Origin of the sequence: Acinetobacter silvestris (assembly GCF_002135235.1) — a bacterium.
Lineage (GTDB): Bacteria > Pseudomonadota > Gammaproteobacteria > Pseudomonadales > Moraxellaceae > Acinetobacter > Acinetobacter silvestris.
In genome coordinates this window covers 1-13173 of the sequence record NZ_NEGB01000006.1, presented here as the reverse complement: position 1 = coordinate 13173, position 13173 = coordinate 1, and the positions used below count along the sequence as shown (strand labels likewise).

Annotated in this window: 15 protein-coding genes, 1 rRNA gene and 1 pseudogene; 10 read left to right on the top strand and 7 right to left on the bottom strand. The window is 38.8% G+C overall.

Going from position 1 to position 13173, the window contains the following annotated elements:
- Nucleotides 1–58: 58 nt before the first annotated feature.
- Together radC and B9T28_RS10720 are read left to right on the top strand one after the other, a co-directional pair.
- A pseudogene (gene radC, locus B9T28_RS10725) lies at nucleotides 59–768 on the top strand (RadC family protein).
- A gap of 53 nt (nucleotides 769–821) precedes the next feature.
- Nucleotides 822–1733 carry a bestrophin family protein gene (locus B9T28_RS10720; protein ID WP_086203981.1) on the top strand — a complete coding sequence of 304 codons (912 nt, stop codon included), beginning with the start codon at nucleotides 822–824 and terminating at the stop codon, nucleotides 1731–1733.
- Between the two features lie 89 nt (nucleotides 1734–1822).
- On the opposite strand, the gene B9T28_RS10715 is transcribed toward B9T28_RS10720, so the two are convergent.
- A complete protein-coding gene (locus tag B9T28_RS10715; protein WP_086203980.1) occupies nucleotides 1823–2674 on the bottom strand; it encodes a PHP domain-containing protein in 852 nt (283 codons plus the stop codon).
- A 44-nt stretch (nucleotides 2675–2718) separates the two neighbouring features.
- On the opposite strand from B9T28_RS10715, the gene B9T28_RS10710 reads away from it, so the two are divergent.
- Genes B9T28_RS10710 through mnmC form a run of 4 tightly spaced genes read left to right on the top strand, consistent with a single transcriptional unit; the run spans nucleotide 2719 to nucleotide 6144 of the window.
- A complete protein-coding gene (locus B9T28_RS10710; RefSeq protein WP_086203979.1) occupies nucleotides 2719–3342 on the top strand; it encodes an inner membrane-spanning protein YciB in 624 nt (207 codons plus the stop codon).
- Nucleotides 3343–3373: 31 nt separating this feature from the next.
- Nucleotides 3374–3676 (top strand): YciI family protein, encoded by a 303-nt coding sequence (locus tag B9T28_RS10705; protein WP_086203978.1) that lies wholly within the window; start codon nucleotides 3374–3376, stop codon nucleotides 3674–3676.
- A gap of 4 nt (nucleotides 3677–3680) precedes the next feature.
- Nucleotides 3681–4187, top strand: a complete 507-nt coding sequence (locus B9T28_RS10700; protein ID WP_086203977.1) for an SH3 domain-containing protein — start codon at nucleotides 3681–3683, stop codon at nucleotides 4185–4187.
- A 34-nt stretch (nucleotides 4188–4221) separates the two neighbouring features.
- The gene (gene mnmC, locus B9T28_RS10695; RefSeq protein WP_086203976.1) at nucleotides 4222–6144 is read left to right on the top strand and encodes a bifunctional tRNA (5-methylaminomethyl-2-thiouridine)(34)-methyltransferase MnmC2/FAD-dependent 5-carboxymethylaminomethyl-2-thiouridine(34) oxidoreductase MnmC1; all 1923 of its coding nucleotides are present in this window, start codon (nucleotides 4222–4224) and stop codon (nucleotides 6142–6144) included.
- Between the two features lie 110 nt (nucleotides 6145–6254).
- Here the strand turns inward: mnmC and B9T28_RS10690 are convergent, their stop codons facing one another.
- Nucleotides 6255–6569: a rhodanese-like domain-containing protein gene (locus B9T28_RS10690; RefSeq protein ID WP_086203975.1), complete on the bottom strand. Its 315-nt coding sequence runs from the start codon at nucleotides 6567–6569 to the stop codon at nucleotides 6255–6257.
- A gap of 90 nt (nucleotides 6570–6659) precedes the next feature.
- Between B9T28_RS10690 and B9T28_RS10685 the strand changes: the two genes are divergently transcribed.
- Nucleotides 6660–7148, top strand: a complete 489-nt coding sequence (locus B9T28_RS10685; RefSeq protein WP_086203974.1) for a YajQ family cyclic di-GMP-binding protein — start codon at nucleotides 6660–6662, stop codon at nucleotides 7146–7148.
- A gap of 28 nt (nucleotides 7149–7176) precedes the next feature.
- Entirely contained in the window at nucleotides 7177–7677 is a 501-nt protein-coding gene (locus tag B9T28_RS10680) for a DUF4442 domain-containing protein (RefSeq protein WP_086203973.1), read from the top strand.
- 75 nt (nucleotides 7678–7752) lie between these two features.
- Here the strand turns inward: B9T28_RS10680 and B9T28_RS10675 are convergent, their stop codons facing one another.
- The 3 genes from B9T28_RS10675 to B9T28_RS10665 all read right to left on the bottom strand — a co-directional run bounded on the left by B9T28_RS10675 (nucleotide 7753) and on the right by B9T28_RS10665 (nucleotide 9516).
- Nucleotides 7753–8112, bottom strand: coding sequence for an acyl-CoA thioesterase (locus B9T28_RS10675; protein WP_434057136.1), 360 nt, complete (start codon nucleotides 8110–8112; stop codon nucleotides 7753–7755).
- Nucleotides 8113–8187: 75 nt separating this feature from the next.
- Nucleotides 8188–8619, bottom strand: coding sequence for a thioredoxin TrxC (gene trxC, locus B9T28_RS10670; protein WP_086203971.1), 432 nt, complete (start codon nucleotides 8617–8619; stop codon nucleotides 8188–8190).
- Complete coding sequence (locus B9T28_RS10665; protein WP_086203970.1) at nucleotides 8620–9516, bottom strand: alpha/beta hydrolase; 897 nt, start codon at nucleotides 9514–9516, stop codon at nucleotides 8620–8622.
- 126 nt (nucleotides 9517–9642) lie between these two features.
- Here B9T28_RS10665 and B9T28_RS10660 point away from each other — a divergent pair, with 126 nt between their 5' ends.
- Nucleotides 9643–9978 carry a protein tyrosine phosphatase family protein gene (locus B9T28_RS10660; protein WP_086203969.1) on the top strand — a complete coding sequence of 112 codons (336 nt, stop codon included), beginning with the start codon at nucleotides 9643–9645 and terminating at the stop codon, nucleotides 9976–9978.
- Nucleotides 9971–10393, top strand: a complete 423-nt coding sequence (locus B9T28_RS10655) for a protein tyrosine phosphatase family protein (protein WP_086203968.1) — start codon at nucleotides 9971–9973, stop codon at nucleotides 10391–10393. Before B9T28_RS10660 ends, B9T28_RS10655 begins: the two co-directional genes overlap by 8 nt.
- A 151-nt stretch (nucleotides 10394–10544) precedes the next feature.
- Here the strand turns inward: B9T28_RS10655 and B9T28_RS10650 are convergent, their stop codons facing one another.
- Together B9T28_RS10650 and rrf are read right to left on the bottom strand one after the other, a co-directional pair.
- The gene (locus B9T28_RS10650; protein ID WP_086203967.1) at nucleotides 10545–12572 is read right to left on the bottom strand and encodes an Ig-like domain-containing protein; all 2028 of its coding nucleotides are present in this window, start codon (nucleotides 12570–12572) and stop codon (nucleotides 10545–10547) included.
- A gap of 445 nt (nucleotides 12573–13017) precedes the next feature.
- A 5S ribosomal RNA gene (gene rrf / locus B9T28_RS10645) occupies nucleotides 13018–13132 on the bottom strand.
- Between the last annotated feature and the right edge of the window lie 41 nt (nucleotides 13133–13173).

The window sequence follows — 13173 nt, the reverse complement described above, 5'->3', positions numbered from 1 at the left end:
GACCCAAGCAATTCGCTGGGGAAAATAAAAGTAAAATAAATTAACGAAGCGAATAAGAATGAATCACTCAATTAAACAATGGCCACAACAAGAACGACCGCGAGAGCGCTTATTACACCAAGGTGCTGAAAGTCTTTCTGATGCTGAACTTTTGGCTATTTTCCTCAGATCAGGCTCCAAACAACATTCTGCGGTGGAACTCGCTCGCTTACTGATTCAGCATTTTGAGGGATTAAATCCAGTCTTTGATGCATCTTTAGAAGAGTTGAGTCAATTTCATGGCATTGCTGAAACCAAATACTCACAACTTATGGCTGTCAAAGAGCTCGGCAGACGTTATATCAAACAGCAACTGTATCAAGGTATTGACCTCAGTCGCTCAGATTTGATTCGGGACTATTTACGCTATGAATTAATTGGTGAATCACAAGAAGTCTTTGCAGTACTCTGCTTAGATGCACAACTCCGGAAAATCAACTTTAAGAAATTGTTCTTTGGCTCAATGAACTATTGTTCTATTTCCATTAATCAACTGCTCAGACACGCCATACAATCTCATGCCACCGGAATTGTTATTGCCCATAATCATCCCAAAGGAATTGCCACCCTTCAGCTGAAGATTTGCACTTGACTCAAGAAATTTTGAATGCCTGTCATTTGGTCGAAATAAAATTGCTGGATCACATTATCGTCGCATCCGAACATTCTTTTTCTTTTGTCGAGCATGATCTACTCAAAAGTCCACAGAGAATGCCGAAAGCATATTGACAAAGGCTTTTGAGCTAGTAGGATCGACTTAAAAATATGTTGATTCAAATAATATGATTGTTCGTGAACAAAACGACACCTTAAAACTATTATTCTCTTGGCGTGGCACAATTTTACCCAAAGTGTTGCCACCCTTAGGTGTAGTTATGCTCATTTCCGCAATCGTCGGCGGAGTTGAATATATTGATCTCTATAGATTTCCTGAATTACCTTTAGTGGGTTTTACCCTAATTGGTGTCGTGCTGTCTATTTTCTTGGGCTTTAAAAATACCGCCTGTTATGACCGCTGGTGGGAAGCACGTAAGTTATGGGGCATGTTGATTGCCAATGCACGTCATTTTGATCGTGATTGCCGTATGTTTCCCCAAGGTCGACGTGAACGCATCATTCATCATGTGATTGTATTTGCCAATGTCCTTCGAGATCGTCTGCGTCATCAAACTGCAAATCCAATCTCACTCATCGAAACCAGTGGTATGAGCCAACAGGCTTTAGCGCAACTGTATCAACAAAACAATGCACCACAATACACACTCAGTTTAATTCAATGGGAATTAATGCAAGCCCTCAAGGAGGGGGAAATTTCCGACATTATTTATGTTCAATTGAATGAACACGTGAATGAGTTAAGTTTAGTGCAAACTGGCTGTGACCGGATTGCCACAACCCCTTTACCCTTTGCATATTCAGTTTTATTGAACCGTACCGTGTACTTTTTCTGTTTCATGCTGCCATTTAGTTTAGGCTCTTTATTGGGTTTAGCGACACCGTTGTTGGTGGGAATTTTGGCTTATACCTTTTTAGGACTAGATGTTTTAAGTACAGAAATAGAAGAACCCTTTGGTACACAAAGTAATGACCTCCCCTTAGATTCGATGGTTCGTACGATTGAAATTGAATTATTGGGAACATTAGGCAAACCCACGCCACCACCAATACAAGCACAGGATCATAACCTTTTATAAACCTACTCGATCTCCCTTTGACATTCGGATACTTTCAAACTCCCTCTTGAACGAAAGAGGGATGAAGACATTGAGCATTTAGATAAAAACTAGCTAAAACTCTCCCAAATCCCCACTTGCCCTTCTTTTACTCTTGGAATATTGCCCAATTTAATCCACGGCATATTATCACCATGAAAATCACTACCGACCGAAACTTTTAAATTAAACTCTGCAATCATCCTATCTACCATTTGCCGAGTCGATAAAGGCTCGATTGCAGGTGGTAATTCAATTGCATCACCACCATGGTATGCAAAAATTTCAATCAAATAGCGAATGTTAGTCGCAGATAAATCATAACGAGTTGGATGTGCCAAAATGGCAAAACCCTGACTTTGATGAATAACGTCAATTGTTTCTGCTAAACCTAAACCATCAAACTTTACATAGGCTTTTTTGCCTTCTTTAATGTACTTATCAAAAGCCTGCTGTGGACGAGAAACAATACCTTTTTCCACCAAGACTTTTGCAATATGTGTCCGCGTGACACGGTCAGGCTCATCCGCTACTTTTGCCAAGACATCAGCATAAATATCTTGACCAATTAATGGGATAAGTAAATCGCAAATGAGCTTGGCACGTGCTGCGCGGATTTTTTTTTGCTGAATAAGAAGCTGTTGTAAGGGTTCAGGATTTTGCATATTCAAAGCAACAATATGCACACCGTAACTTTTTTTAGTGGCAGGTCTTGACCATTGACTCGAGATTTCGACCCCAGAAATAATTTGAATCGGTTGGTTTTTTGCAACTTCTTCAGCCTGTTTTAAGCCATCCATGGTATCGTGATCAGTCAGTGCAAGGGTATGAATGCCTTTTTCAAGCGCCGACAGCACCAATAATTCTGGAGACAAAGTTCCGTCAGAAATATTACTATGTGTATGTAAATCTACGCCTTGCATCTTCTATACTACTATTATTCACCTGAACAGTTTGATACTTTAACATGAAAGCATTTTTAGATTATTTACCAATAATCATATTCTTTGCAGTATATAAATTAATAAAGCCAGAACAGAGTCAAGCTGTATTGGAAAACATTGGAATTACAGGTGCACTGGATAATCGAAATATCTTGGTTGCCACGCTAGCGTTAATGGTTTCAACCTTAATCGTGTACTTATATTTATTTATTTCACAAAAATTTAAACTCGAAAAACCGCAAATTTTAGTCGTTGTGAGCACCATCATTTTTGGTGGTTTAACACTCGCACTACGTGATGGCGATTTTATGATTTATAAAGCCATCTTTTTAAATCTCGCTTTTAGTCTAGCCTTCCTGATTAGTCCAATGATTGGTAAAGAGAAAAAGCCACTCATTCAACGTATGTTTGACCCAATTTTAGAATTGACCAAATCCGGTTGGATTAAACTCAACTTGGCTTGGGTCGGCTTATTTTGCTTTATGGCATTTCTACATTGTTTCTTTGGTTTTATTTATCCAGATCCATCAAAAGACCATGCCGTTTGGGTAAATTTTACTGCTTTTGGTGACATGTTAGTGATGTTATCGTTTATCATTATCCAGTTTATTGTATTGCGTAAGCACTTTAAATCGCCTCAAGAATAAGTGTTGATGATCAACAAATTGGAAAATTAAGATGCCTTTATTTATCATTACGTGTACCGATCATGACGGCACTGTAGAAAAACGCCTTGCTGTACGTCCACAACATATCGCACGCCTAGAACAGTTAGATGCAGAAGGCCGTGTCATCGTTGCGGGCGCAATGCCTAAAGACCGCGAAAACCCACAAGAGGGTTTTTATGGTAGCACCATGATTCTTGATTTTGACAATCGTGAAGCCTTAGATCTTTGGCTCAAAGAAGAGCCTTTCTTAAAAGAAGGGATCTACGCCAACATTGATGTTAAGCCGTTCAATAAAGCATTTCCAAAAGGATAATATGATGCGCGTTGTGGTCAAAAGCTTACTCGGCTTATCTCTTATCTGTTCTATCGCGTGGGCTGAGCCTGCTCCGCAAACGACCACTTCTACGGCACAAAGCACAACTGCAACGCCTCCTTCCCCTCAAGTCGCTCCCAAACCAGGTATTATTTCAGCTGTAGCAGGTACCAATACTATCGTGCAACCCTCTCCACAAGAAAAAGAGGCGAAAGCACTGACAGCTGAACAAATTTCCAAAGAAAAAGCATCTCAAGATGCAAAAGTTAAAGCTTTGGTCAAAGACCAAGCCACTCGTTTACAGCAACTCGAAAAAGCCAATTTAGATGCTTTGGCACAAAACCAAGAATTACAACTTAAAAACGATAGTTTAGGTGTACAAGTTCAAGTGCTACAAAGTGAAGCCAGTGCACAAATGTTTTTATATGGCGCTGCTACGATTGCTGTCGGTGTATTACTCGGCTTTTTCATCGCCAGTTATATCTATACCAAACGTCGTCGTCAGTGGTAAGCCACTGACTTGTTACTTTAAAGGTTAATCTGCTTTGTCTAAAGCCATTCAAACTGCTGACCTAGATTGGCAATACATTGATGGAATTGAAATTCCAGTTTCTAATCAGTTTTCTGATGTGTACTTTTCTAAAGACAATGGTCTATTAGAAGCCCGTCATGTATTTTTAGCGGGCAATGACTTACCAACCCGTTTAGCCAACCTACAAGACTTTGAATATTTTAGTGTCGGTGAAACAGGTTTTGGTACAGGCTTAAATATTTTAGCTTTATGGCAACTTTGGCAACAAGTTCGTCCAGCGAACCAAAGTCATTTACATACCATTAGTGTCGAAAAATTTCCATTAACCAAACAAGATCTCATTCGTGCGCTAAAGGTTTGGCCGGAACTCAAACCTCTTGCAGATCAATTGATTCAAAAATACCCCATACTGATTGCTGGTTGCCATCGTCTGCATTTCCCCAATGAGCGCTTTTCTTTAGACCTTTGGCTGGGTGATGCACATGATGTCTTGCCGAACATATATAAAACTAAAGCTATAGATGCATGGTTTTTAGATGGCTTTGCACCGTCATGCAACCCCGATATGTGGCAAGAACAGGTCTTAAAAAATATTGTCCGCCTATCAGATATAGGCACGACCTTTACATCCTTCAGTGTGGCAGGCGTATTGAAACGAGGTTTGCAACAGCAAGGTATCAGTATTTCTCGTCCGAAAGGCTTTGGGCATAAACATCAAATGTTAAAAGCCATTTGGCAAGTAGTATCACCAGATCAAGATATTATTTCAACTTCCGATCCAATACAAAGTTCTAACACAGCATCACTTCATTCAAAAGCTCAATTTAAACAACATAAAATCGCGGTCATTGGCGCAGGAATCGCAGGTTTGAGCTGCGCATGGGCATTCGCTCAACGTGGGCATCAAGTCACGATTTACGATCAAACAGCACCTCTTGCTGGGGCCTCTGGAAACCCTCTAGCCTTGCTTAATCCTAAACTGGGTTCTGCAGCACAAAGTGCAGAACATTTAGTCACCGCAACATGGCAATATGCTTTACAGCATTATCAACAATTTGATGGGTTTCGTGCACTCCACGTCAATCAATTGGCACAAAAAGATGCTGAGGAATTTTTAAGCCTTGCACAACAATATTCAGATGACGTTTTTATACAGCAAGATGCCCATGCATTAGAACTCCAAACCCCATTTGCCAGTCTACAATTAAAAGCTGCTGCCGCAATCTATCCGCATCAGCTGCAAGCCAGTATCTTGAAACATCCATTAATTCATTTTCAACATGCGCAAGTAGACAGCATTCAAAAACAAGAACAAGGTCAACTCACATTACTCAGTAAGGATCATCTCTTAGGTGAGTTTGATCATGTGATGGTTTGTGCTGCAATGAATAGCCCAAACTTTATTGAAAATTATCCTCAGCTGAAACCTAATCGTGGTCAAGTTAGTTGGGTCAACAATCAGCAGCAGCCACTTCAAGCCAATCAAGCCTATAGTTATACTGGTTATTGCCTGCAACTGGATCCACAACATTTAATTCTAGGTGCTTCATTTTATCCACATCGTGATGATCATGAAGTACTCATCGAAGACCATGTGCATAACTATGACCTTATCCACAGTGCTTTTCCTGAATATGCTGAAAAATTAGCACCCATCGCGCAATGGCAAGGTCGTGCCTCGGTGCGCACACAAAGTCCTGATTATTTTCCACTCCTTGGAAAAATGCAGGAAGATACCGAAATTTATACGCTCTCGGCCTTGGGATCTAAAGGATTTCTATATGCACCTTTATGCAGTGAAGTCTTGGCTGCACTAGTTTTAGCCGAAGCATGTCCGATGCCACAAAATTTGTTACAAAAATTAAGTCTGAGACGTTTTCAAAAAAAAGTGAAACCTAAAAAACCTTATTTTAATGGTGTGATTGTCAGACCATAATGTGCAGGCTGAAAGTTACGTTGCAACCGTAACAATAAAGCCTCCTAAATGGAGGCTTTATAAAATCGAATCTTCTTCACGACATAAAAAAGCACCTTTCGGCGCTTATTTTAACAACCTTGTTCTAAAGGAATACCTGCATCACGTACTGCACGTGTGCCTCCCATTAAAACAACGTAATCACGAGCGTTGTCTAAGCTTTCTAACTTCTCAGCTGCACGAGGAGCTTTACTCCCACCACCACATAGTATGTAAATGGACTGATCCGAATTCACTTGAGTCAAGCTTTGCGCATTCAAATCATCAATTGGCTGATTGACAGCACCTTTAACATGACCTTCTGCATAGGCTTTTGCATCACGAACATCCCAAATAATCGCATTTTCTGGGAACTCAAATGTAGTAATTTCTTGTTTACGGATCATTGCACACTCCTTTGATGTAAACAGCACTTGGCAAATGAAGAAAACATCCCTAGCATCTCAGATATTCTTTCCCTTTGTAAAGGTTAAACTATGCCATCTTTAGATATTGTTTCAGAATTAGAGATTTTTGAAGTGAATCATGCTGTTCAAAACACTCAAAAAGAAATTGCAACGCGCTTTGACTTCCGTGGTCAGGACGTTTCAATTGAAATCAGTGAAAAAAATAAAGAAATTAAAATTTCGACAGAAAGTGATTTCCAATGTGAACAAGTTTTTAGCATGCTGGAAAATCATTTCTTTAAACGCAAAGTTGATATTCAAGCACTTGATCCACAAAAAATGACAGCTTCAGGTAAAAATGTTATTCAAGTCATCAAACTCAAAGATGGTCTTGACTCGGATACCGCAAAAAAAATAAATAAAGCCATTAAAGAAAGCGGCATCAAAGTGCAATCTTCTATTCAAGGCGATAAAATTCGTGTTACCGATAAAAAACGCGATACTTTGCAACAAGTTATGGCGTTTCTTAAAGAACAACAATTCGGCGTGCCTTTACAATTTAATAACTTTAAGGACTAAGGTCTTTTAGATAAACATAGGATTCGATATGACTCAGACCAATCGTTTAGCAAAACTGGTAAAAGCGACTGCAAAATTTCCGAAAGGTATTCGAAGTACGCTGTGGAGCAAGGCTTTTGGTCGAGTCGTTCCTATGGTCGGCACTGCCCATATCAAATATATTGAAGTCAGTCATTCTCAAGTGATTGTTGAAATTCAAAACCATCGTGCAATCCAAAACCATATTGGTCAGGTTCATGCCTGTGCAATGGCACTCATTGCGGAAACAGCCACTGGTTTTGTGACAGGGATGAATGTTCCTGATCACTGTATTGTTCTAATCAAAAGCTTAAAAGTAGACTTCAAACGCCCAACTAAGGGTAATATGAAGGCTGTAGCAACCTTGACTGATGAACAAATCACGCTCATGCAAAGCACCGAAAAAGGTGAAACCCTAGTATCTGTTTCTGTGACTGATGAGACAGGACAAGAACCCATTCAGTGTGAAATGTTATGGGCTTGGATCGCTAAATCTCAGCTAAAAAAGTAATGCCCTCATCTTCAACCATGTTTTGAAGTTAATAAAAAATCCCAATGAAGATTGGGATTTTTTATCTTGCGTTGGCTACTTAACCAAGTACTTTTGTTTAATTTCTTCAGAAATTTGACGTTTACCACCTTGTACATCTACAGCCACAAAAGTAAAAACTCCTTCCGTGACTCGTATCGGTACGCGGGAACTATCATGACTATCCCACACCTCAATTTGCATTTGAATAGACGTGTTACCCACTTTTAAAATTTTGGTATAACAACTAATGACGTCACCGACTTTGACGGGCACTAAAAAAGTCATTTGATTAATTGAAATGGTCGCACAACGCCCCTTACTAAAACGCTCTGCATGAATTGCCCCTGCCAAGTCCATTTGTGAAACAATCCAACCACCAAAAACATCACCACTCCAATTTGTATCTGCTGGCATGGCAATAGTTTGTAAAGAAAGTGTACCTTCAGGTTTTACATGAGAATCTGACACATTAACTCCAAATCCAGAGATCTATTCTGGGGTATTCAACTGTTGGTCTAACCATTCTTGTAATTGGTTAGCGCGTAACACACCACTTATTCTAGCAACTTCCTTAGTTTTCTTCATTAAAACCAGCGTTGGAATACTGCGGACATTGAATGCACCACTCAATCGTGGATTGGCTTCTGTATCAATCTTGGCAAAAACAACATACGGATTATGCTTGGCAGTCTCAGCAAAGTGTGGCGCCATCATTTTACAAGGCCCACACCACTCTGCCCATAAATCCACTAAAATGGGTAAATCGCTATTACTAATAAAGTGACTAAAATTTTGTTCATTAAGTTCAATCGGAGTAAGCGGAATCAAGCCTTGATGACATTGACCACAACTCGGTTGAGAATCTAGTTTCTCTTTAGGAACACGATTTTTAGCGCTACAAGATGGGCATACAATAATCATCTAGCTCACTCCTATATGTTGATGTAAAAATTCTAACTGAGTCAAAATTGCTTTTTCCAGCCATACCCCATGATAAATATCGAAATGTGACATATTCCATTCATGATATTGTACAAATGGTGCAATATTGGTTGCCGTTTCTCGACTCGATTCAATTGGAATAAAACTGTCTTTTTGTGCTGCAATAAACAAGACTGGCAAATTAATATTACGAACAGTTTGTATAGGCCGATAACGAATTAAGTTAAAAAAGGCTCTTGCAGGGACTTCTCCACTCCAAAAATAGTCTGGATTGACAATCGACATATAGCCATTATAGCTGTCTTTCGTCGGTAAAAAGCACAAATCAAAAGGGTGAACCACGGGTAAAGTTTTAGTGACCAGCCCGACTTTACCACTCATATAATCCTGACTGGATAATTTTAATGCTTTTGGTAATTGATGCAATGGATAAGTCTTAGCACTTTCTGCACCATCTACATAAGGTACTTGTACCATCACGGCTTGAATATTTTTCAGTTCAGAAGCGAGGCTCAGTACATAGCCACCACTCAAGGATGTGCCCCAAAGGACTATGTTACGTGCATCGATATTTTTTTTTGCTGCAAGATGTGAAATGACTGTTTTCCAATCCTCTAATTGATATTTAATCGAGACCAGTTCACGAGGATGTCCAGTACTCCCCCCCCAAAACCGATAATCAAATAAAACCACAGCATATCCTGCCTGAGCAAAGCGCTGTGCGTATTGAATCAATTTAAATTGGCGTAAGGCTGCAAAGCCATGTGCCATCACAATTACTGCAGGTTTTCTAATATTCTTAGGTCGATAAAAATCGGCAGCTATGACATCTTGACCGCTTTGAACATACAGTGGTTCTACTGTATACACGTACATACGCGCTCCATTGCATTATTATTTGTTAGTTTTCTCTTATAAAAATGCTCGGTCATTTTAGTCCAAGGCAAAGCTTAGTGTTATTATATTAGCATAGAGTATTTTTAAGCTATTTGGAGTGGCAACATGAGTGAAAGTGTAGGTTTTGCAGGTCAAATTAGCCCTGAACATATTTCTCAAGTGGTTGAAAAAGGTTTTAAATCAGTCATCAATAACCGCCCTGATATGGAAGGTGGTGCGACACAACCCACTAGTGCTCAAATTGAAGCAGCAGCACAAGTTGCGGGATTAGACTATGTCTATCAACCGATCATTGCTGGTCAGATTACAGAAATCGATGTGCGTACATTTGCCAATCATTATAATGAGCTTCCAAAACCTATTTTAATGTTCTGCCGTACGGGTAACCGTTCCAATAATTTGTACCAACTGGCAAAGCAAATGGATCTTTTAGATGACTAAAAGTTTCATCTCCTTAGTATTCTGCTGTTGTTTAATTTATACCCATGTAACCTATGCAGAGAATGTAGATCTCAGCCGAGCACTGGCGACTGACGTCAGTGTTTCAGGTGAAATGACAACTGATAAATTTCAAAAATTAATTGCACTTGGTTTTAAGTCAGTTGTTGTCAACCGCCCTGATGATGAACAAGGTAATTTAACTACGGCACATCAGCTCAGAAATATTAGTGAAAAATCAAAAGTAAGCCTAATCTATCAACCGATTAGCAGTGGTCAAATTTCTCAATCCGACATTATTGAGTTTTCCAAATATTATAATAGTCTACCCAAGCCTATTTTGATGATCTGTAAAACAGGTTCTCGATCAACCACGCTTTTTAATAATGCAAAGTCTCAAGGCTTACTCAATGAATAAATTAATGTTGATTTTGGTTTGTTGTTTAGTCATTTCTGCTTGTAGTTCGATGAACATAAGACCGACTGTTGGTGTGAGTATGGGGACAGCAATCTAAAAAGTTTAAATATTAAAAAACCGCAGTTTAACTGCGGTTTTTTATTAAACCAAACTATTTATAATTCGAACATGTTGAAATATCCATGCCGTAAGGACTTTCATGATCTGGACGCCATTTACCATCAATATCATCAACATCATCTGATGCTACAGGAGGCATGAAAGATAATGCTGTCATATTGTCTTTGGTAGAAACATTTGTAGAAGCATTTAAATTAACTCGCAGCCAATTTGAATAATTACGACCATAACGTACTTTAAATGAGAATTTACCTTGAGCATCTGTCACAAAACTACCTTGAGTACCAAGAATAGAATTATCTGAGCCTAAAATTGAAATTGGATTCGGAAATTCATTACTTGGGCATTCTACATAAGTCACTACTGGTTTTGAAATACCATTGATATAAGTCATATAATCACGAGACCATTGCAGCTTGCTTAACCAAGCCCAAGCACCACTACCATCCTGACCATAACTATAATCACGTACCCAATTGAATTTACCTTTATAAAAACTTGCTAAATCCAAAGAAATACTGATTTTTTGCCCTGCAATTGGATTCCCCGCTGTATCCACGACTGAAGCTGAGAACTCTTTATAGTAATTAGTATCATCACCTGCAACTTTTAGAATTTGATGATTCTGCGCAACAGTAATAAATGCAGATTGCATAGATACAGTTAATAATAGATTTTCTGAATACACGGGTGTAGGAGCAGTTGCTTCTCCTGCAGATGCCTGAATTTCAACGCCACCACCTAATGTTTGTGCAGAACCTGCTGTATAAATAACTGTAGCACGTCCAGCGGAGTCAGTCATTGCCGATGGCTGCGAAATTCGCCCACTTAGTGAGGTATCTTTAAGTACAGTAAAATTAACCTTAGTATTTGGAATTGGCGTTCCGTTCTGATCTTTTACAAGCGCAATTACTTTGGTATTTGTGCCAGGGGCAAGTACACTTGCATCTGATTGCAATGAAATTGTTTTTGGTGCTCCAGCACTAATTTGCTGTGAAATATAAGCAATGCTATTGCCAAATTGAGCAGATACTGTCGCTACAGCAGCGATTTTACCAACAAGCGTAGTACTAGCTTCACCTACCCATTGACCATTTTCCTGACGAATATTAGTAATTGGAGATGAGGCTGTAACTTTCCCATTAGTCGTTTCAAAATTAACACTTTGACTGGTTAATTCGGCCTGAGTCTTCGCAGAAACTTTGACCGTTATATTTTTACTAACTCCAACACCAACAGGAGTAGAATCAGAAATCGTCTGAATTACATTGTTTGCAACATTTGCAACTAATGTAATACCACCTGATGAAAGTAAATTTGTTACAGATTGGTTCTGCCCATCAACTGTAATTTTTCCAATTAATTCAAGTTTCTGATTAGCAGAGTTTCTTACCTGTAAATAAGGTACCTTAAATACTGCATTACCATCTTTATCTGTAGCAACAGCTGCAAAAACTTCCACACCAGCGGCATTTACAAGAGAAGCTTTTGCACTCTCCAACGCTTTACCCGCTGCATCTACCGCTTTCACAGTTAATGTTGCACTTTGCCCTTCTTCCAATAAAGTTACATCAGAAGAAATTCCAACTACTGTACCACTAATTGGAATCAAAATTTCCTGTTTAACTTTACCAGACGTTATAACAATTGTAATGGTACGATTCATTTTAGAATTTAGATTTGTACTTGCAGCCAATGTCACATCAGTAGATACAAGCCCTTTATCATCACTGACCATATTGGTAAGCGTGCTTAGACTTGCACCAGAATTTTGTGCATCTACAATTTCAATTTTAACATTCGACTTTGGAACAATACCGCCATTTTTATCAAGGGTACGAATTGTTAAAGTTAAACTATCTGCTGTACCAGCATTTAAGCTGCTTTTACTTTGCCCTATCGATAACAGTTCAGCAGCAGTATTCTGAGGTGTTTCTGTACTCCCATTTCCACTAGAGTTATTCGTATTATTATTAAAATAGCCCCCCCCACCTCCACAACTTGCTAAAATTGTAGAAACCGCAATTGCAGATAGCTTAAGACTAAATCTTTTTTTCATAAAAATCCCCAAACTTTATTTTTTCCAATAAATTTATTTTAGTGGTATCAATTAATAACCGCTATGAAAACACAGTTCGTTCCCAGTGTAAATATTCTGCATAGAACTGTTTTAAAAATGTTGCTTAAACTATCAGTTTTATATAAAATTATTTCTATTAATAGAGAATCGTCACATGTAACTTGAGTAATATTAGACTATATACAAAATAAAGCGATCATATAACCACCACAGATCGAATAATTTTAACTGAAACTCACAACTAAAATTTTGTATATTAAGTGAATTCCCCCATCTAATAAGATAAAGAAGCATAATCATAAGATTATTTTTAGCTATTTAAACATGCTCATATCATTTTAATTCTCCCTCTCTCTAACTTCCATACATATTTCCCATAAAAAAACACCCCAACTGTTAAGTTGGGGTGTTTTTAGAATTAATGAGCTGGCGATGACTTACTCTCACATGGGTAACCCCACACTACCATCAGCGCTAAGAGGTTTCACTTCTGAGTTCGGGAAGGGATCAGGTGGTTCACTCTTGCTATTGTCGCCAGCACAACTGTTTATGCTTACTCGCCAAGGTCTTATTGAATGCC